This window comes from Natronomonas amylolytica, from assembly GCF_037031205.1.
GTDB lineage: Archaea > Halobacteriota > Halobacteria > Halobacteriales > Haloarculaceae > Natronomonas > Natronomonas amylolytica.
In genome coordinates, this window is the sequence record NZ_JAYEZM010000005.1 from 245,387 (window position 1) to 263,314 (window position 17,928).

Genomic DNA, 17,928 nt, shown 5'->3' on the forward strand with positions numbered 1-17,928 from the left:
CCCACGATGAAACCCCGAATACTCATGCAACGTAACCGAACCAGACCCCGTTCGCGTCTCCCCGAGGAGACCACCATCGAACGGATCGACGCTGACCCACGTGTGCTAGCTGACCCCCTCGTCCCCGAACGGTCCGGACCGTCCCGTATCGCTTCTGGGGCCGATGTCCCCGAGGCGGCACGAACACGCCTCGTGGACCGACAGGAGAGTGGCCCGATATGAACGGTCCGATAACGTTCGTGCTCGGGACCCGGCCCGAGATAATCAAGCTCGCGCCGGTGATACACACGTGCAGCGAAAAGGACGTTCCGTACACGATACTGCACACGGGGCAGCATTACTCGGAGACGCTGGATTCGGTGTTTTTCGACCAGCTCGAACTACCTGAACCGGACGCCAACCTCGCCGTGGGCTCCGGCTCACACGGCGAGCAGACGGGTGAGATGCTGATCCGCATGGAACGCGCTCTGGAGGACATGGCCCCGGCGGTCGTCCTCGTGCAGGGCGATACGAACAGCGTCCTCGCCGGTGCCATCGCCGCCAGCAAGATGGACGTCGAACTCGGCCACGTCGAAGCCGGACTGCGTAGCTTCGACCGTAATATGCCCGAGGAGATAAACCGAATCGTCGCCGACCACGTCTCGACGCATCTCTTCGCGCCCACCGACGGGAGCAGACAGCAACTCCTCGATGAGGGCATCCCCGAGGCGCGAATCGCGGTTACGGGCAATACGGTCGTCGATGCGGTGTATCGCAATCGGGAAATCGCTCGACGGCGGAGCAACGTCATTCCCGAACTGGGGCTCCGTGGGACGGAGTACTTCCTGATGACGGCCCACAGAGCCGAAAACGTCGACGACGAGGGTCGGTTCCGCGAAATCCTTCGGGGCGCCGACCGCGCTGCGAAGGCCCACGGCGTCGAGGTCATCTATCCGGTCCACCCGCGTGCGCAGGAACGCCTCGAGGAATTCGACCTCGATGTCCCCGACTCCATCCGGACGATTCCGTCCCAAGAGTATCTCGACTTCCTCCGACTGGAAGCGGAGGCGACGCTCATCCTCACCGATTCCGGGGGTGTCCAGGAGGAGGCCTGCATCCTCGGTGTCCCGTGCGTGACGATGCGGGACAGCACCGAACGCCCGGAGACCATCGACGTCGGTGCGAACACGCTCTGTCCCCCCGATGCGGACACTATCGCACGCGGCGTGGCCGAGATGATGAATACCGACGACGATTGGGAGAACCCCTTCGGGGACGGGAACGCGGGGGACCGAATCGTCGAGGAACTGGTCGCGGACCGCAATCCGGTGGTACAATGAGTAGCGTCTGTGTCCACGGGCTGGGATATATCGGCCTCCCGACAGCGGCGATGCTGGCGAACTCCGGCCACGAGGTTCACGGCTACGATGCCGACCCCGAGGTGCGGGCTCGACTGCGAGACGTCGAGGTTCCGCCCGAGGAACCGGGGCTGAGTGAGTTCGTCGAACGGGCGTTCGCGTCGGGGAACCTGACGATCGCCGACGAGACGGTCGCGGCCGATTACCACGTCGTCTGCGTGCCCACGCCGTTCGATCAGGTCTCGAAAACGGCGGACCTCGAGTACGTGCGTTCTGCGGGACGGGCGATCGCACCGACCCTCCGGCCCGGCGATACCGTAATTCTGGAATCGACGGTCCCACCGGGGACGACAGTCGACGAATTGGGAAGGATACTCGAGATGAGCGAGCTCTCGGTCGGCGACGACTTCGCGCTCGCTCACTCGCCGGAGACGGTGTTGCCCGGAAACATCCTCGCGGAACTCCGGGCGAACGACCGAATCGTCGGTGGCGTCGATACCGCGTCCGTCGAATCCGCGGTCCGGCTCTACGAGTCGTTCGTCGATGGGTCGATTCGAACCGTGACCGACCCGACGGTAGCGGAGTTCGTCAAACTGATTCAGAACACGTCCCGTGACGTCAATATCGCACTCGCCAACGAGATAGCCAAAATCGCCGGCGATTACGGTATCGATTCGCGAGAGGCCATCAGCCTCGCCAACAGCCATCCGCGGGTCGACATCCTTCAGCCCGGCCCCGGCGTTGGCGGCCACTGTTTACCGGTCGACCCGTGGTTCCTCGGAGAGGGGTCCGACGAACTCGTCCTTATCGAGACCGCTCGGCAGGTGAACGATACCATGTCGACCTACGTTATCGACCTACTCCGTTCGGAACTCGGCGACCTCGGGGGCAAGAAAATCGCGATTCTCGGGGCAGCCTACAAGGGCAACGTCGGAGATACCCGCATGAGTCCGGGATTGAAACTGGCCAGAGAACTCCAGCGCGTCGACGAAGACCAGCAACTGGTGACCACCGACGGCGGCGCCGTCGAGGCACCAGAGGTCGCGATTCACGACCCGCACGTGACGGACCCGACGCTCGAGCTAACCGATCTACAAACAGCGACGACGGACGCCGATGCGGTCATACTCGCGACCGACCACGACGAGTTCCAGCGGTTGGACCTGACGAAGCTTCGAGAACGGATGCGTGGTCGAACGGTGATCGATACGAAGGGCATTGCCGACCCGACGACGTGGCGTCAGGCCGGGTTTGTCATCCGTCGAATTTGAGGCGCGATATTCGGACGCTATCGAATGTAATCAGTCCGTTACTCGGTGGTAGGAAGTGGCATCCTTCGGCGAATCGCGGTATGTGATTCATAACAATGGTTATAACGGCACTCTACTACCGATAATGTCTACCATCGAAGACGCGGTTCATCCGGAATCGGATTCCACCGAAAAGAAGACGAAACCCGATACCAAAAAGGGGCCGGCCGACGTCGAACAACTCGCCGAACTCGCGGAACGGACACAGCAGGACGCCGAGGACCTCGGTATCGGCGAGGTGTTCGAGCTGCTGAAAAACGAACGCAGACGGCGGGTTATCGCATTCTTAAAGCGACAGGACGATCGTACCACGACACTCGGCGTTCTGGCGGAGCACATCGCGTCCCTCGAGAACGATATCGACGTCGCACAGGTCTCCTCGAGTCAACGGAAACGGGTCTACATCGCGCTGTACCAGTGTCACCTCCCGAAGATGGACGACCTCGGCGTCATCGAGTACGAGAAGAACCGTGGTACCATCCAACTTCGGAACACCACCCTGCTCGACCCGTACCTCGCAGACTCGGATCCAGAGACGGCGGAAGCGGAGGGCTCACGGACGGAGTTAGCGGTCGCGGTAGCCGTGGCAGTAGTCACTGCCATTGGCGTGACTGGAATCGGGGTTCTCTCTACTGTGCCGGCCGTCTTCTGGACCGTCCCTCCTGTCGCCGCGCTTCTGTGGGTGGCCAGTCCCCGACTCCGTCGGTAATGTCGGTTGTTCTGAAATAACATATTTGTGGTATTATTTATTCGCTTCTAACAAAGTCGCCTTCCCCTGTGTATGTGGTATGTTCGAACTCACCGCGTTTCAGCGCGATTTGCTCTACGTCACAGCGGGATTGAATCGCCCCTCGGGTCAGGAGATAAAATCGGAACTGCTGGAATCCATCGACCGGATTACTCACGGCCGATTGTATCCCAACCTCGATACGTTGGTCGAACAGGGGTACCTCGACCGGGGGCAAATCGACAGACGAACCAACTTCTACGAGCTGACCGAGTTCGGGAAGTCAGCGATCCGTGACCGCCGCCAGTGGGAGAACCAGTACGTCGATATGGATTCGATTTGACCGCCTCCCACGACGGCGAGGGTCCCCACTCGTCGCACCGCGTCGTCCTGTGGTGAACCGGAAATTCGTACAGCAGGCCGTATCAATCGTTGTTCTGCTCGTCCCGCTCCGAACCGACGAGGTCTCTATGTCCAGTCACACCCGGTGGGGCAGCGAAGACGTGTCCATCCCGCTGTACCGTTACCGTGCAGCCTTCGTGTGAGAACGTCAGCCGGTCGTGGGGGTGACTCATCGGCCTGTCGTGTTCGAGCAACTGGTCGATTGCGTCGGGGTCGATGGACTCCGCAAGCGGGGTGCTGGTCATCGAATCACCCCCCGTAAGCGCCAGAATCATGTGCATGACCGTATAGGATAACGGTTCGGACGACTCCCAGTCGTGGTGGAGATGATAGAAGCCGGTGGACGAATCGTATCCGAGCTCGTCGACCCTCGTTCGTTCGTTTGGAGTCATCTGTCGGGCGTATTCCCTCGTTAGACGGCTGGATGTCTCCTACCGTCTTTGTTAAATGCCCACAACCCAGTCAGTTCGCGATACCCACAAGCGAAGTATGAGATTACTCGTGAATGTCACGAGAGTAGAGAAACGAAGAAGTCCGATTTCTCGGGCTCCACGGTTGGAGCCGTGGGATTTCGCCTCGATACGTTGTATCGGGGACCCCTATCTGTCCGTCGTCTCTGCAACGGCCGTATACATCGAGCAGATTAGACGCATTATATAGAGTCGATCAGCGTCCGTAGCCCTTCGTCCAGTTCGAATGCGGGTTCATATCCGAGTTCATCGCGCGCGTTGCTGATATCGGCGCAACTGTGCTGGATGTCGCCTTCGCGTGGGTCGGTGTGGACGATTTCGGAGTCGCTGTCGACGGCATCCCGAAGCAGTTCCGCGAGGCGGCGAATCGTGACCGACTCGCCGGTGCCGACGTTGAAGGCTTCTCCGACGGCATCGGTTTCGGCAGCGAGGAGGTTCGCCTGAACGACGTCGTCGACGTGGACGAAATCCCGGGTCTGCTCCCCGTCGCCGTGGACCGTGATGGGGTCGTCGTTGCGGGCCTGTTCGAGGAACACCTCGATAACGCCGGCGTAATCGCCGCCGGTTTGGCCGGGGCCGTAGACGTTGAAGTAGCGGAGCGCGGCCGTTTCCAGCCCGTAGAGGTCGTGATAGAGGCGGGCGTAGTGGTCGCTTACGAGTTTGTCGAGGCCGTACGGGGAGGTCGGCTCCAGGGGGTGTGTCTCCGGAACCGGCGTCTCGTTTGGGTCGCCGTACACGGCGGCGCTGGAGGCGAGCACGACCCGGGCGTCGTGCGTGCGTGCGGCCTCCAGCACGTTCAGCGTGCCCGTGGCGTTCACGTCGTGGCTTTCCGTCGGTTTCGCGACCGATTCGTCGACGCTGACCATCGCGGCCTCGTGGAAGACGACGTCGGCACCCGCGACGGCCGCCTCGACGGTGGCTTCGTCACGGATGTCGCCCTCGATGAGTGAGACGGCGTCGCTCGGCGCGTCCGGGCGAATATCGAGTATCGTCACGTCGTTGTCGTCGGCCAGTCTGCGAGCGATGTGGCCGCCGATGAACCCCGCCCCACCAGTTACGAGTACGTTCGAGTGTTCCATCTGCTCGTGTTAGATGTCCACCGCATCCGTGATGGGTGGTTCGGTTTTAGATATCTATATAGGGGTTGAAATATACTCGATGGTGGCCGTCGTACTCCCGAAATCGACCGGCGCGAACACAGCAGCGTCCCAACCCCAGAGATATACCACTCGCCCCGAGAGTAGGGATATGCACACTTGCGACGCCTGCGGGGCGGAGTACGAGACGCTCTCGGAACTTCGAATGCGACACGACTGCCCGGTCGAGGAAGAACAGCGAAAGCGCGAGGAAGCCCTCGACTACCTGCGCGAGGAGCGGGGCCTCGAAATCGGCGACCTGTGTCGAGTGGTCAAGACGGGCAAAGAGGTCGAAATCGTCGACGTCGAACCCAGTGAGGAGGGTACGGACGACCCGCCAACCGTCGTCTGGGTGCCCGCAGACCGAGCGGATACGCCGGACAACCGACAGACGAGTCCGCCTGCGGACCTGATTTAAATAATGTCCTGCTAATGTTCTCGGTTGTGCGATTACTGAGAGATGTATCGTAACTATCAGAGATGTTTTCAGTTCAATTAACCATCATAAATGTGATATAGATATAAGCGCGTACTAGGTTATGTAATGCAATCAACTATCCCGGCAGAATCAGGCACGGAGGTACCAGTCGGTGACCGGGCTGTGGTCGATTTCGAGGTGACCGCGTGATGGCGTCCGCGACAGCGCGCGGGTTCACTCGCAACGGAGCGGGCCAATCCAGCCTCGACCGGGAGGGTGATCTCGAATGAAGGGTATCGATGGCGGTATCGCGTTGGTTTCAGGCGCGTCATCGGGCATCGGACGCGCGACTGCACAGCGGTTCGCGGAGGAGGGTGCGAGCGTCGTCGCCGCCGATATCGACGTGGATGGCGGCGAGGAGACCGTCTCACGGATCGAATCCGAGGGCGGCGAGGCGACGTTCGTCGAGACGGACGTAACCGACGAAAGCGACCTCGCCACGGCGGTCGAAACGGCCGTCGATACGTACGGCGGCCTCGATTTCGCGTTCAACAACGCCGGTATCGAGGGCGACCAGGTCGGCTTCTCCGAACAGGACAACGCGAACTGGAATCGGGTCCTCGATATCAACCTCAACGGCGTGTTCTTTGCGATGCGCGAGGAGATTCCGGCCATGCTGGAAAGCGGCGGCGGCGCCATCGTCAACACGTCCTCGATTGCCGGCATTCTCGGATTCCCGAACCTGAGTCCGTACGTCGCCAGCAAACACGGGGTCGTCGGGTTGACGAAGACGGCGGCCGTCGAGTTCAGCAGCGACGGTCTCCGGGTGAACGCGGTGCTTCCGGGGGTCATCGACACGCCCATGGTCGCCCGTTCGGGCGAACAGGACCCTGAATCGATGGAGCAGACGGTCGCCGGCATTCCCGCCAGCCGACTCGGCCAGCCGGAAGAGATAGCCTCCGCGGTCGTCTGGCTCTGCTCCGAGGACGCCTCGTACGTGACCGGACAGCCCCTCCCCGTCGACGGCGGCTACTCCATCCAGTAACTCTGCATAGCCAGTACGGATTTCCCACAATTTGAATCGCGTCGTCGCCTTTCATCCGATGCACTTCCTGCAACGACCTCCCGGTCCACGTCAGCCGTCGCCAGACGCGACCACCGGGTCGCCAATCGAGGGGTAACACCAGCGTAACTACCTGACACCGGCGTCCGCGAGCGTTTATCGGGGTCACGCTACTACCCATGAGTGCGCACGAACGCTTTCCGATCTCCATGTCACAGAAATCAGATTACGTAGACGAGACCGACATCGACGCAACGCTTGACGACCAGCCCGACGATGACACCATCGACCAGACGGTAGCGAATCTCGAGGCCAACGGCTTCAAAGCCGTCGTCGTTGATAGTGCCGAGGATGCCCTCGAAACCATTCAGTCGCACATTCCGGCGGGTGCATCCGTTATGAACGGCCACTCGACGACCCTCGAAGAAATCGGGTTCACCGAATACCTGAGCGAGGGCGACCACGACTGGGAGAGTCTCCCCGACGATATCTGGAGTATCGACGACGACGCCGAGCGACAGGCCGCCCGCCGCGAGGCCCAGACGGCCGATTACTTCCTCGGTGGCATCAACGCGATTGCACAGACCGGTGAGTTGGTCGCGGCCGACCGCTCGGGAAGCCGTATCGGTGCCTATCCCTTTGCGGCCAGCAACGTCGTCATCGTCAGCGGCGTGAACAAGATCGTCGACGACCTCGAAGCCGCGCTCGACCGTCTCGAATCGGTCGCCTACCCGCTTGAGAACGAGCGTGCAAAGGACGCCTACGGCGTCGAGAGCGCGATTGCTAAACAGCTAATCTTCCGGCAGGAACTCGAAGAGGGACGGACGACCGTCGTCCTCGTCCGCGAACAGCTCGGGTACTGAGACTGCCGGCTAAAACGAACTGAAGAGTCGTGTTGAATTGCGGGACGTGGCCTGATTTTTATTGTTTCAGCGCCTGCTTGCTGTTGGGGCTGGCACTCATCGGGACGAGTTTTCAGAATATATCGTCTGAAAATATATGTGTACTGGCAACGCACCTTACTGGGTTACTGTGAGCCCACCGTCCATCTTGAGGAACCCCGCGTGATGCTCATATGGGGGCTCGGTTTCGTCGCTCTGGATTCGTTGGGTGACGACCTCTCCCTCGTTCACGTCGAGGAGGAGACTGTGAATCGAGCAGTGGACGTCGAGGGTGACAGCGCCACCCCAGTCCTCGATTCTCGCGGTTTCGTATTCCTCGATGACGTATATCGGAGGAATGTCCTCCAAGGGCGGAGATTTCACCATTCCAGCCGTTTCTTCGATGACGAGATCGCTGCCCTCCTCCCTAAATTTGACCTCGTAGAAGGTCGGGCCTAGAGGAACTGTTGGTGTGGGACCATCCCCATCCGGGTCATACGAATTCATCTGGGTGAATATCCCGCTTTTGACCAGATTTCCCTCATGATGATGGTGAAGATGGACGTCGTGAGGGACTGGCAACTCCTCGCTGCCGTAGTTCCCCTCGTCGTTGATCCATCTGACGGTAGCGCTACCGCCTTCGCCGCCGAGACGAACATGTGCCTTGTTCGGCGTGAAATTGTGCCCGCGAAGATAGATGTCTGTTCGTCCGCCTCGTGCGGCTACTGTTGAGCCAGTCAGGACGGTTCCCCCGACGAGGCTCGTGCCGATACCTCTTAATACGGTGCGCCGGTTGGTGTTTGCTGGTGTTCGCATCGGTCTGTGTTGGTGCCGCTGGTGTTTCGTGGTCGGTTCCTCGTCGATTCTATCGGGTATCATGACACAGTCGATACCACCCCGAGTTGGGTCATGAGGCCAAGGCCGTCCGGGAACGACCAGATCTCCGTGATGACGCCGTCTTCGATCCGGAAGAACCACACGTAGGCGATGTCGAAGGTGTCGCCGGAGGCCGCGAGGTCGATGAGTGACTCTCGGTGGATGCCGGCGACCGTTGCGCGGACAGCGACCCTTTCGTCGGTCGCGACGACGTCCTCGATCGTTATCTGGACGTCCGCGGCCGCCAACACCTGCCAGCCGAGTGCGATCACGGCACCGGTCGGTGGTTCGTCGCCGAAAACGAGGTCGTGGTCGACGAGGTCGTCAGCGACGAACGCGTCACTGGCGTCGGTATCTCCCCCCTCGATGACGTCGGTCAGAAACCGCCTGACCAGCGCCTCGTTCTCCTCGTCCGTTGGGTGCATCGTGTCCCTCCCCCGCAGTCGCCCGACCGCTCCGTATCGGGAGCGTCCGGGGTGATAGCGAGTTCGCACGAGAGGCCAATAAGTGTAATCTATATTGCATTATAGTTGGATGGCTGATAGGTATGGTGGCTGGTAGATGGGCTGGCGTTGGCAGTTCAGCGGGGTCGGGCAACGACGGTAGAAAGCCGCGAGCCAGCCAATCTCGGGTAGAATATAAGCACTAGAACCACGAGAGTAGGCAGTATGACTGGGGAGGAGGGGCCTGACGACAGCACGGGGATCGAACCCGACACGGCGTTCCAGATTCTCGGCAACGAAACACGGATGGCGATCCTTCAGGCGCTGGGGGAAGCCGAGGACCCGCTTCCGTTCTCGACGCTGTTCGACCGTATCGACTACGACACGACGGCGAACTTCAGTTACCATCTCGAACAACTCGAAGACCATTTCGTCCGCCAGACGAGCGACGGCTACACACTCCAGCAGGCCGGCAAACGCGTCGTCAAGGCGGTCCTCTCGGGAGCGGTGACCGATGCCCCCACGCTAGAGCGAACCGAATACGAGAAGCGAACCTGTCCGTACTGCGGTGCCCCCTTCCAGATCGGCTATCACCACGGACGTGTCTGGATGAGCTGCCCGGACTGCCCCGGAACATTCGGCCCCTCGCACGCCCCCGGTGAGCCGATCAGTCCGCCAGATCATGGCTTTTTGGGCCATCTCCGCCTCCCACCCGCAGGGCTCGAAGGCCGGACCCCCGCCGAGGCCCTGGAGACCGCGAACATCTGGGGCCACCTGGACTTTATGGCGATGGCCTCGGGGGTCTGTCCCCGATGTGGGGCACGCATCGACCAGCGCGTCACCGTCTGCGAGAATCACACCCTCGAAGACGGCCTCTGTGATCGATGTGACTGCCGTCACGCCGTCCAACTCCACTCACAATGCACGAACTGCATCCACAAGGAGACCGCCCCCTTCGTCTTCGGCCGACTCATCGCCACGGTCGAAGTCCTCGACTTCCTCACTTCCCACGGCATCAATCCTGTCGCCCACGAACACGGAACGGATTTCGGCAGAGCCCTCCTCGACTACGACGAAGAGGTCCTCTCGGTGGACCCGTTCGAAGCGAGGTTCACCTTGTCCGCCAACGACGAGACACTCACAGTCACCGTCGACGACGAACTCTCGGTCGTCGACGCAACCCGGGAGTAACAGAGCGTCCCGCTCCGGTTCCTCTCGGACTGGCACGGAACGGCATCCCCCGAGCGCGGAGGTCGGGTGACAACTCTATCGAACCGACGGCAGGCTTACGGTCCCGCCGCCGTACTCTCCGGAGACCCCGATGAAAAACGCGCCGCCACAACCATCTATCGACGAGGCACCCGACGCTCTCACCGAAACGGGCCACCTGTGGCTGCTCGAATACATCGACGGCGCGCCACTTCGATTTCAGGTGCAGGACTCGGGCCTTATCCGATTCGGTGACAGCCAACGAGTCTTCCATCCCGAGGAGATTCCGGTCCAGTACCACCACGCCGTCCGATACGTCCGCGAGCACCTCGACCGGGAGGCGCTCCGAAGCGCCGTCGACGACGTCGAGGAGTACGTCTTCTTCGGGACAGCGACCTACCGGCAGGATGTCGCCTACGACTGGGCGCGGCTCCCTTCGTTCGTCGGGACGGACGTCTGGTCGGGCAGCGACGGGCGATATCTCACCTTCGACACCGTCGAGAACGCGCTCGACCGACTCGGCCTCGACGCCGTGAACGCCTTCGAGCGGGAACTCCCGGCTCGGGACTTCGACCCCGACTCGTACACGGTGCCGGAGTCGGCGTGGTACGACGGGCCCGCGGCCGGTGTGGTCGTCCGCAACAAACGCGGCCAACGCGGACAGATGCTTTCGTCTGATGTCGAGTCGGCCGACGCTGGGGCCATCGAGGGGACCGCCGACGAAATCGCTTCGGAACTGGCCACCGAGGAGCGATTCGAGGCCGTCGAACAGCGGCTTGGACGACGCAACGAGTCGGCCACCGTCGACGCACTCGCCGAACGCGTCTTCGAGGCTATCGTTCGAGAGCAGTACCAGCCCCTCGTTCGGGGGCCGGAACGCGTCGACCTCGAGGAACTTCGGGCCGCCGTCGCGACGCGAGCGCGGGCCTACCTGGGTTACAGTTGACGCCGTTCAGCAGAACTCGTTGATTTCGAGGACGAGGTCCGACCACAGCCAAGCGTCCGACTCGTCCGGGTCATAGATCACGCACGCGCCATCGTCGACGATCCGTGATTCGAGGTCGGGGGGCGTGTGGTCGTCCACGTCGCTTCCTATCGACATACTCGTCGCTCCGCGGAGGTCCCTAAAAGTTATTGACCGTATTCGGACCCAAATCCGGACCGAAACCCCCGACTCTCGGCGACGAACGTGCGCCGACGCCGTCGCTGTACTCCAGACGACGGCTCCCGCCCCGTTTCAACCGGGAATTTATTATCGTTCACGTCCCCTACTCCCACACGAACCCCTACGCTACCCTCATATGAGTCAAGACGTCATTCTCGTCGTCGAGGACGAGCCCGACCTCGCGGACCTGTACAGCGGCTGGCTCTCGGAGAAGTATCCGGTGCGAGTCGCCCACGACGGCTCGGAGGCCATGCAGAAGTTCGACGAGGACGTCGAAATCGTCCTACTCGACCGCCAACTGCCGGGGATGGACGGCGACGCCGTCCTCTCGCTCATCCGTGACCGCGACCCCGAGTGTCAGGTCGCGATGGTCACCGCCGTCGAACCCGACGTCGACGTGGTGGACATGGGCTTCGACGCCTACATCACCAAGCCGATTCGCGAGGAGGATATCTTCGAGTTGGTCGACCACCTCCTCCATCGGCGGGTCTACGACGACAACGTCCGCAAACTCTTTGCGGCCCTCTCGAAACAGATCGCCCTCGAGAACGAACACGACCCCGAGGAACTGGCCGAGGACCCACAGTACCAGTACCTGCTGGCCCGCATCGAGAAACTCCGCGAGGAGACCTCGGACCTCGCCGAGCAGTTCGACGACGAGAACTTCCAGACCGCGCTGTCCTCGCTGAAATAGCGTCGCCGGGAACACAATATTTTTCGAGTATCGCCGCTCAGCCGTTGCTATGGAATTCGGCGTCGACGAGGCCGGCAAGGGCCCCGTGTTAGGGTCGATGTTCGCCGCCGCGGTCCGGGCGCCGCGGGCGGCCCTGCCCGAGGGCATCGACGATTCGAAACGGCTCTCCGACGCCAGACGCGAGGCGTTGGCCGAACGGATTCGCGATGATGACCGCATAACCGTCGGCATCGCCGAAATCTCACCGGAGCGCATCGACGCCGGGAACATGAACGACCTGACGGTCGCCGCCCACGCCGAGGCGCTGTCGGGTGTCGTCCGGCCGGGCGATATGGGTGTCTGTGACGCCGGCGATGTCGACGCCGACCGCTTCGCCGACCGGGTCGAGAGCCGACTCGATGTCGGCGCGACGGTGACCGCCGAACACGGCGCCGACGCCGCCGACGAACTGGTCGGTGCCGCCAGTATCGTCGCCAAGAGTGCCCGCGAGGCCCACGTCGCGGCTCTCGACGCGGAGTTCGAGGGGGTCGGCAGCGGCTATCCGAGCGACCCGACGACCCGGGCGTTCCTCGCGGACTACGTCGACGCCAACGGCGAACTGCCCGCGTGTGCGCGTACGTCGTGGGCGACGTGTGCGGACGTGCTGGCGGCGGCCGAACAGTCCGGACTGGACGATTTTTAAGAGTCGGCGAGGAGGAGCGCCAGCGAATACCCACGCCCGTTGCCTCGCCACGACCCTTTATGTCGATTCCGCGACTATGTAGTTTATATGCGAATCCTTGTCGTGGGCGGTACGGGCTTCATCGGTGAGACGCTGTGTCGTGAACTCCACGGGCGTGGCCACGAGGTGACGGCGCTGGCGCGGGACCCCGACGAAGCCGACCTGCCGGCGGGCGTCGAGCGGGTGATGGGCGACGTGACGGCCTACGACTCCATTGAGCCGGCGTTCGAGGGCCAGGACGCCGTCGTCAATCTGGTGGCACTGTCGCCGCTGTTCCGACCGAGCGGCGGCAACGAGATGCACTTCCGCATCCACCGGGACGGAACCGACCACGTCGTTCGGGCCGCCGAGGAACACGGCGTCGAGAAACTCGTCCAGATGAGCGCGCTGGGTGCCGACCCCGACGGCAACACGGCCTACATCAAATCGAAGGGCCTCGCCGAGGGTATCGTCACGGACTCCTCGCTCGATTGGGTGGTCTTCCGGCCCTCGGTCGTCTTCGGCGACGGCGGGGAGTTCATCCCCTACACGAAGCAGTTGGCGACGCCCTACCTGACGCCGCTTCCGGGCGGCGGGAAAACGCGGTTCCAGCCCATCTGGGTCGGCGACCTCGTGCCGATGCTCGCCGACGCTATCGAGGGGACGGCCCCCGACGAAGACGGGGCGGAAGCCGAAACCGAGGCTGGCGAACTCGACGAGGAACTCACGGCTGCCGTTCGCAAAGTCGACGAGGACGATGGAGAAGACGAGGACACGGACCCCCACGTCGGCCAAATCTATGAGGTCGGCGGTCCGGAGGTGCTGACGCTCGCGGAGGTGGCCACGCTCGCCCATGCGGCCGACGACAAGCCCGTCGACATCGTCCCGATTCCGATGGTGCTGGCGGGTATCGGCCTCAAGTCGCTGGATTACGTACCCGGATCCATCATCGATGCCCTGCCGGGCGTGCCGCGGATGGGTTCGGACCAGTTCCGCTCGCTGCAGTTCGACAACACGACCGACGACAACGACGTGGCGGCCTTCGGCATCAGCGAGGACGACCTCATGACGGTCGCCGAGTACCTCGGCGTCGCCCCCGAGAGAATCGACGATTGAGCAGGCCTAACAGGCGCTGACGTGTGTCAGACGATTCGGTGCTGAGAGGCCCTTGCGCTTCGATTTGGGCCGAAAGCTTATCCTTCCCGTGGTACGCTATCGGGATAAGTAACGATATGAAACTCGCAATGATCGGCTTCGGGCAAGCCGGCGGGAAAATCACCGACCGGTTTCTCGAATACGACTCTACTCGCGGCACTGGTATCATCGGCCACGCCGTCGCGGTGAACACGGCCAAGGCCGATCTTATGGGCCTCGATTACATCCCTAAGGAGAACCGCGTTCTCATCGGTCAATCCGTCGTTAAGGGCCACGGCGCTGGCACCGAACCCGAACTCGGCGAGCGATGTGCGCGGGAGGACATGGAGGAGATTCAAAGCGCCATCGACCAGATGACGAGCAGCGAAATCGACGCTTTCCTCATTATCGCGGGTCTCGGCGGCGGCACCGGCAGCGGCGGCGCGCCGGTCCTCGCGGAACATCTCCAGCGACTCTACGTTGAACCCGTCTACGGACTCGGCGTACTGCCCGCCCGCGACGAGGGCGGCATCTACAACCGCAACGCCGCCCGCTCCTTCCAGGAGTTCGTCAAGAACGTCGACAACCTGCTCGGCTTCGACAACGACGCCTTCAAGACTGGCGGCGAGAGCCTCGGTGAGGGCTACACCGAGATCAACTCCGAAATCGTCTCCCGCTTCGGCGCGCTGTTCTCCGCGGGCGAGGTCGAAGCCCTCGGCGACGACGTGGCCGAAAGCGTCGTCGACGCCTCCGAGATCATCAACACGCTCGGCGAGGAGGGCATCTCCAGTGTCGGCTACGCCAGCGAGGAGATCGAAACCGAAGAGAAGGGACTTCTCGGCCGGCTTCGCGGCGGTAACGACGACAACGGACTGGAAAGCTCCGGCGACGCCACCAACCGCATCACGTCGCTGGTCCGCCGGGCGACGCTCGGCAAACTCACTCTCCAGTGTGAGGTCGACAGCACCGAGCGCGCGCTGCTTCTCGTCTCCGGCCCGCCGGACGCCCTCAACCGGAAAGGCATAGACAAGGCGCGGAAATGGCTCGAGGAGAAGACCGGGTGTATGGAGGTCCGGGCCGGGGACTACCCCCTGCCCAATGAGGACCGGGTCGCGGCCATCGTCGTCCTCTCCGGCGTGACGGAGGTGCCCCGCGTCAAGGAGATGCAACGGACGGCCATCGAGGCCGAGGAGAACGTCGAACAACTCCGAGCAAAAAGCAAAGACGACTTAGAGGACCTTATCGAATACGGCGACGATGATGAGCAGTAAGCTACTGTCGCTCCTCGTCGCCGGGTTGCTCGTTTCGTCGCTGGCCGTTGGCTCAGCGGCGGCCGTCGAGAGCGCCCCCCAGGAGCTTCCCGAAGAGTCAGAAGTCGGTACCGACTACGAGGCCACCTTCGAGTTGACCGAACTGTTCAACGAGTTCGAACAGTGGACGCTCAACGGTGAGACCGAACTCACAAACGTCACGTGGACGGTCGTCCAGTACGACCAGGCCGGCAACCAGATCGACCAGACCTCCACGGACGGTCAGGAGTTCGACGAGGATATCAACATCGACGACGGCACCAGCCGCGTCGAGGTGCAGATTACGGGCACGACGCCCGAAATCGGCAACCTGAGCTACGACCCCGAGGAGCGCTTTACGGTCGCCAACTTCACGCAGGTCCGCGACGGCGGCACCCAGCAGGAGGTCGCCTCCCACGACGCCCACCCCTACACGAACGAGAGCAAGACGGCTCGCAACGCTATCGACAACGCCAGTTCGGTCGTCGAGGACTCGGGCGATTCCGAGGCCGAACAGACGCTACAGAACGCCATCTCGGCCTACGAGGCCGGTAACTTCGACAACGCCGTCGACCTCGCCTCGCAGGCCGAAAACGAGGCGACCCAGACCCAGACGCGACAGAGCTTCCTGCTCTACGGGGCGGCAGCGGTCGTCGTCCTCCTGCTTTTGGGCGGTGGCTACTACCTCTACAAGTCCCGCCAGCAGGGCCCGAGCCGACTCCGGTAGATGGACACGCTCGTTCCGTTCGCGGCGACCGAGCCGAAGACCCGACTCGACGACATCCTCTCGGCGGCCGAACGGGACGACTTCTCGCGGGCGATGCTTCTCGACGTCTGTGAGGCCGTCAGCGACGCCGGCGGTGACCCGACCGTCCTCTCGACGGCCGACGTCGACTGTCCGTATCCCGTCGTCGTGGACGACCGGCCGCTTTCAGAGGCGGTCAACGCCCGCCTCGACCCGCTGACGGCCGTCGTGATGGCCGACCTCGCGTTGGCGACGCCCGATGCCATCGAGCGACTCTACGAGGCCGACGCCGAGGTGGCCATCGCGCCGGGCCTCGGCGGCGGCACGAACGCGCTGGTCGTCCGCCACCCCGAGTTCCGCGTCGACTATCACGACACGTCGGTCCGTGACCACCGCGACATCGCCGCGGCGGTCGGCGCCTCGACGGCGACGGTCGATTCCTTCCGGCTCGCGGTGGACATCGACGAGCGGCGGGACCTCGCCGAGGTGCTCTTACACGGCGAGGGGCGAGCGAAGCGGTGGCTCGAAACCGCCGGTTTCGAACTCGATTCGGGGACCGGTCGAACGCTCGTCAGTCGGGCGTAGCCCTTTGGGGAATAAAGGTCGCCTTCGATGGGGTCGCGTTTGTCGGGGTGGCAAGTATTTTGACCACCGCCAACGAACAGAACGGTGCGTGGGGGACCAACTCCTCGCGCGGGACCGCGTGGCGACCCGACTCCGGTCGAGGGCACCCTGAGGAATCGCCGGGTCGTCGCCCGCCCGTTTTCGGCGACGCCCACCGCCCGACGGCGAGCCTTTTATGCTATGACCGACACAGCATCGAGTGTGTTCGGCGCCGAAGACTACGGTCGGGAGGTCACCGTCGAGGACGCGGACGTCGAGCGACTGCTCGATGTCGGTCCCGAGGACGTCGAGGCCGCGCCGGAACTCTCCTTCGCGCGCAACGTTTTCGTCCCGCTGACGACCGCCTGCCGCTATACCTGCACGTACTGCACCTACTACGACCCGCCGGGACAGGCGTCGCTGCTGTCGCCCGAAGAGGTTCGGGACGTCTGCGAGCGCGGCGCCGACGCCGGCTGTACGGAGGCGCTCTTTACCTTCGGTGACGACCCCGACGACCGCTACACCCGGATTCACGACCAACTCGACGAGTGGGGCCACGACTCGATTCACGGCTACCTCCGGGAGGCCTGCGAGATAGCGCTGGACTGTGGCCTGCTCCCGCACTCGAATCCCGGCGACCAGACCCGCGAGCAGATCGAACAGGTGGCCGACCGCAACGCCTCGATGGGCGTCATGCTGGAGACGACCGCCGAGGTGCAGGCCCACGGCGGCCCCCGGAGCAAGAGTCCGGGCCAGCGACTCAACACGCTCGCCGTCGCTGGCGAGTTGGGCGTGCCCTTCACGACCGGCATCCTCGTCGGCGTCGGCGAGAACTGGCGGGACCGTGCCCAGAGCCTGCTGGCCATCCGCGAACTCCACGAGCGCTACGGCCACATTCAGGAGGTCATCGTCCAACCAGTCGTCGACAACGAGCGCTGGCAGGAGGGGTCGCCAGATATCGACGACATGCGCCGTGTGACGGCGATGGCGCGGTTCGGCCTGCCTGACGAGATCAGCGTCCAGTCGCCGCCCAACCTCGCGCCGGTTCGCGACCTGCTGGATTGCGGCGTCGACGATTTGGGCGGCGTCTCGCCGGTCACCGACGACCACATCAACCCCGAATACAAGTGGCCCGCCCTGCGCGAACTGGAGGACATCGCCGAGGATGCGGGCGTCCCTCTCACCGAGCGCCTGCCGGTCCACGAGCGATACGTCGCGGAGGGGTGGCTCTCCGAGCGCATCGAAGGCGAACTCCGGGCAGAAACCGAGGCTGGACGACGCTACCGGAAGCGACTGGACGACCGCATGGCGTCGTCGTTCACGTAG

Annotated in this window: 21 protein-coding genes; 16 read left to right on the forward strand and 5 right to left on the reverse strand. The window is 63.0% G+C overall.

Going from position 1 to position 17,928, the window contains the following annotated elements:
• Positions 1-218 precede the first annotated feature (218 nt).
• The 4 genes from wecB to U5914_RS09130 all read left to right on the forward strand — a co-directional run bounded on the left by wecB (position 219) and on the right by U5914_RS09130 (position 3,717).
• Positions 219-1,319 (forward strand): non-hydrolyzing UDP-N-acetylglucosamine 2-epimerase, encoded by a 1,101-nt coding sequence (gene wecB / locus U5914_RS09115; RefSeq protein ID WP_336135441.1) that lies wholly within the window; start codon positions 219-221, stop codon positions 1,317-1,319.
• On the forward strand, positions 1,316-2,608 hold the full coding sequence (locus tag U5914_RS09120) for a nucleotide sugar dehydrogenase (protein ID WP_336135442.1): 1,293 nt from the start codon (positions 1,316-1,318) through the stop codon (positions 2,606-2,608). Before wecB ends, U5914_RS09120 begins: the two co-directional genes overlap by 4 nt.
• A 124-nt stretch (positions 2,609-2,732) precedes the next feature.
• Positions 2,733-3,356 carry a DUF7344 domain-containing protein gene (locus U5914_RS09125; protein ID WP_336135443.1) on the forward strand — a complete coding sequence of 208 codons (624 nt, stop codon included), beginning with the start codon at positions 2,733-2,735 and terminating at the stop codon, positions 3,354-3,356.
• 79 nt (positions 3,357-3,435) lie between these two features.
• Positions 3,436-3,717 (forward strand): PadR family transcriptional regulator, encoded by a 282-nt coding sequence (locus U5914_RS09130; protein WP_336135444.1) that lies wholly within the window; start codon positions 3,436-3,438, stop codon positions 3,715-3,717.
• Positions 3,718-3,799: 82 nt separating this feature from the next.
• Here the strand turns inward: U5914_RS09130 and U5914_RS09135 are convergent, their stop codons facing one another.
• Entirely contained in the window at positions 3,800-4,168 is a 369-nt protein-coding gene (locus tag U5914_RS09135; RefSeq protein ID WP_336135445.1) for a HalOD1 output domain-containing protein, read from the reverse strand.
• A gap of 260 nt (positions 4,169-4,428) precedes the next feature.
• On the reverse strand, positions 4,429-5,325 hold the full coding sequence (locus tag U5914_RS09140) for an NAD-dependent epimerase/dehydratase family protein (RefSeq protein ID WP_336135446.1): 897 nt from the start codon (positions 5,323-5,325) through the stop codon (positions 4,429-4,431).
• 169 nt (positions 5,326-5,494) lie between these two features.
• On the opposite strand from U5914_RS09140, the gene U5914_RS09145 reads away from it, so the two are divergent.
• The 3 genes from U5914_RS09145 to U5914_RS09155 all read left to right on the forward strand — a co-directional run bounded on the left by U5914_RS09145 (position 5,495) and on the right by U5914_RS09155 (position 7,726).
• The gene (locus tag U5914_RS09145; RefSeq protein WP_336135447.1) at positions 5,495-5,800 is read left to right on the forward strand and encodes a hypothetical protein; all 306 of its coding nucleotides are present in this window, start codon (positions 5,495-5,497) and stop codon (positions 5,798-5,800) included.
• Between the two features lie 286 nt (positions 5,801-6,086).
• Positions 6,087-6,845, forward strand: coding sequence for a glucose 1-dehydrogenase (locus tag U5914_RS09150; protein ID WP_336135448.1), 759 nt, complete (start codon positions 6,087-6,089; stop codon positions 6,843-6,845).
• Positions 6,846-7,072: 227 nt separating this feature from the next.
• On the forward strand, positions 7,073-7,726 hold the full coding sequence (locus tag U5914_RS09155; RefSeq protein WP_336135449.1) for a lactate utilization protein: 654 nt from the start codon (positions 7,073-7,075) through the stop codon (positions 7,724-7,726).
• A gap of 156 nt (positions 7,727-7,882) precedes the next feature.
• Here the strand turns inward: U5914_RS09155 and U5914_RS09160 are convergent, their stop codons facing one another.
• Positions 7,883-8,623 (reverse strand): hypothetical protein, encoded by a 741-nt coding sequence (locus tag U5914_RS09160; protein ID WP_336135450.1) that lies wholly within the window; start codon positions 8,621-8,623, stop codon positions 7,883-7,885.
• On the reverse strand, positions 8,620-9,045 hold the full coding sequence (locus U5914_RS09165; protein ID WP_336135451.1) for an ester cyclase: 426 nt from the start codon (positions 9,043-9,045) through the stop codon (positions 8,620-8,622). The genes U5914_RS09160 and U5914_RS09165 overlap by 4 nt, the downstream gene beginning before the upstream one ends.
• A 243-nt stretch (positions 9,046-9,288) precedes the next feature.
• On the opposite strand from U5914_RS09165, the gene U5914_RS09170 reads away from it, so the two are divergent.
• Together U5914_RS09170 and U5914_RS09175 are read left to right on the forward strand one after the other, a co-directional pair.
• Positions 9,289-10,254 (forward strand): winged helix-turn-helix domain-containing protein, encoded by a 966-nt coding sequence (locus U5914_RS09170; RefSeq protein ID WP_336135452.1) that lies wholly within the window; start codon positions 9,289-9,291, stop codon positions 10,252-10,254.
• A 130-nt stretch (positions 10,255-10,384) separates the two neighbouring features.
• A complete protein-coding gene (locus tag U5914_RS09175; RefSeq protein ID WP_336135453.1) occupies positions 10,385-11,218 on the forward strand; it encodes an RNA ligase family protein in 834 nt (277 codons plus the stop codon).
• Between the two features lie 6 nt (positions 11,219-11,224).
• Here the strand turns inward: U5914_RS09175 and U5914_RS09180 are convergent, their stop codons facing one another.
• The gene (locus tag U5914_RS09180; protein ID WP_336135454.1) at positions 11,225-11,374 is read right to left on the reverse strand and encodes a hypothetical protein; all 150 of its coding nucleotides are present in this window, start codon (positions 11,372-11,374) and stop codon (positions 11,225-11,227) included.
• Between the two features lie 199 nt (positions 11,375-11,573).
• On the opposite strand from U5914_RS09180, the gene U5914_RS09185 reads away from it, so the two are divergent.
• From U5914_RS09185 to cofG, 7 genes are all read left to right on the forward strand, one after another.
• Positions 11,574-12,131 (forward strand): response regulator, encoded by a 558-nt coding sequence (locus U5914_RS09185; protein ID WP_336135455.1) that lies wholly within the window; start codon positions 11,574-11,576, stop codon positions 12,129-12,131.
• A 49-nt stretch (positions 12,132-12,180) separates the two neighbouring features.
• Positions 12,181-12,813, forward strand: a complete 633-nt coding sequence (rnhB, locus tag U5914_RS09190) for a ribonuclease HII (protein ID WP_336135456.1) — start codon at positions 12,181-12,183, stop codon at positions 12,811-12,813.
• An 87-nt stretch (positions 12,814-12,900) separates the two neighbouring features.
• A complete protein-coding gene (locus tag U5914_RS09195; RefSeq protein WP_336135457.1) occupies positions 12,901-13,947 on the forward strand; it encodes a complex I NDUFA9 subunit family protein in 1,047 nt (348 codons plus the stop codon).
• 116 nt (positions 13,948-14,063) lie between these two features.
• On the forward strand, positions 14,064-15,236 hold the full coding sequence (locus tag U5914_RS09200; protein ID WP_336135458.1) for a tubulin/FtsZ family protein: 1,173 nt from the start codon (positions 14,064-14,066) through the stop codon (positions 15,234-15,236).
• Positions 15,226-15,981, forward strand: coding sequence for a hypothetical protein (locus tag U5914_RS09205; RefSeq protein ID WP_336135459.1), 756 nt, complete (start codon positions 15,226-15,228; stop codon positions 15,979-15,981). Before U5914_RS09200 ends, U5914_RS09205 begins: the two co-directional genes overlap by 11 nt.
• Positions 15,982-16,584, forward strand: a complete 603-nt coding sequence (cofC, locus tag U5914_RS09210) for a 2-phospho-L-lactate guanylyltransferase (protein ID WP_336135460.1) — start codon at positions 15,982-15,984, stop codon at positions 16,582-16,584.
• 219 nt (positions 16,585-16,803) lie between these two features.
• Positions 16,804-17,928 carry a 7,8-didemethyl-8-hydroxy-5-deazariboflavin synthase subunit CofG gene (cofG, locus tag U5914_RS09215; protein WP_336135461.1) on the forward strand — a complete coding sequence of 375 codons (1,125 nt, stop codon included), beginning with the start codon at positions 16,804-16,806 and terminating at the stop codon, positions 17,926-17,928.

Excerpts from the sequence above, each read along its gene's own strand:
- wecB (WP_336135441.1), top strand. The coding sequence starts at position 219 with ATGAACGGTCCGATAACGTTCGTGCTCGGGACCCGGCCCGAGATAATC.
- U5914_RS09120 (WP_336135442.1), top strand. The coding sequence starts at position 1,316 with ATGAGTAGCGTCTGTGTCCACGGGCTGGGATATATCGGCCTCCCGACA.
- U5914_RS09125 (WP_336135443.1), top strand. The coding sequence starts at position 2,733 with ATGTCTACCATCGAAGACGCGGTTCATCCGGAATCGGATTCCACCGAA.
- U5914_RS09130 (WP_336135444.1), top strand. The coding sequence starts at position 3,436 with ATGTTCGAACTCACCGCGTTTCAGCGCGATTTGCTCTACGTCACAGCG.
- U5914_RS09135 (WP_336135445.1), bottom strand. The coding sequence starts at position 4,168 with ATGACTCCAAACGAACGAACGAGGGTCGACGAGCTCGGATACGATTCG.
- U5914_RS09140 (WP_336135446.1), bottom strand. The coding sequence starts at position 5,325 with ATGGAACACTCGAACGTACTCGTAACTGGTGGGGCGGGGTTCATCGGC.
- U5914_RS09145 (WP_336135447.1), top strand. The coding sequence starts at position 5,495 with ATGCACACTTGCGACGCCTGCGGGGCGGAGTACGAGACGCTCTCGGAA.
- U5914_RS09150 (WP_336135448.1), top strand. The coding sequence starts at position 6,087 with ATGAAGGGTATCGATGGCGGTATCGCGTTGGTTTCAGGCGCGTCATCG.
- U5914_RS09155 (WP_336135449.1), top strand. The coding sequence starts at position 7,073 with ATGTCACAGAAATCAGATTACGTAGACGAGACCGACATCGACGCAACG.
- U5914_RS09160 (WP_336135450.1), bottom strand. The coding sequence starts at position 8,623 with ATGATACCCGATAGAATCGACGAGGAACCGACCACGAAACACCAGCGG.
- U5914_RS09165 (WP_336135451.1), bottom strand. The coding sequence starts at position 9,045 with ATGCACCCAACGGACGAGGAGAACGAGGCGCTGGTCAGGCGGTTTCTG.
- U5914_RS09170 (WP_336135452.1), top strand. The coding sequence starts at position 9,289 with ATGACTGGGGAGGAGGGGCCTGACGACAGCACGGGGATCGAACCCGAC.
- U5914_RS09175 (WP_336135453.1), top strand. The coding sequence starts at position 10,385 with ATGAAAAACGCGCCGCCACAACCATCTATCGACGAGGCACCCGACGCT.
- U5914_RS09180 (WP_336135454.1), bottom strand. The coding sequence starts at position 11,374 with ATGTCGATAGGAAGCGACGTGGACGACCACACGCCCCCCGACCTCGAA.
- U5914_RS09185 (WP_336135455.1), top strand. The coding sequence starts at position 11,574 with ATGAGTCAAGACGTCATTCTCGTCGTCGAGGACGAGCCCGACCTCGCG.
- rnhB (WP_336135456.1), top strand. The coding sequence starts at position 12,181 with ATGGAATTCGGCGTCGACGAGGCCGGCAAGGGCCCCGTGTTAGGGTCG.
- U5914_RS09195 (WP_336135457.1), top strand. The coding sequence starts at position 12,901 with ATGCGAATCCTTGTCGTGGGCGGTACGGGCTTCATCGGTGAGACGCTG.
- U5914_RS09200 (WP_336135458.1), top strand. The coding sequence starts at position 14,064 with ATGAAACTCGCAATGATCGGCTTCGGGCAAGCCGGCGGGAAAATCACC.
- U5914_RS09205 (WP_336135459.1), top strand. The coding sequence starts at position 15,226 with ATGAGCAGTAAGCTACTGTCGCTCCTCGTCGCCGGGTTGCTCGTTTCG.
- cofC (WP_336135460.1), top strand. The coding sequence starts at position 15,982 with ATGGACACGCTCGTTCCGTTCGCGGCGACCGAGCCGAAGACCCGACTC.
- cofG (WP_336135461.1), top strand. The coding sequence starts at position 16,804 with ATGACCGACACAGCATCGAGTGTGTTCGGCGCCGAAGACTACGGTCGG.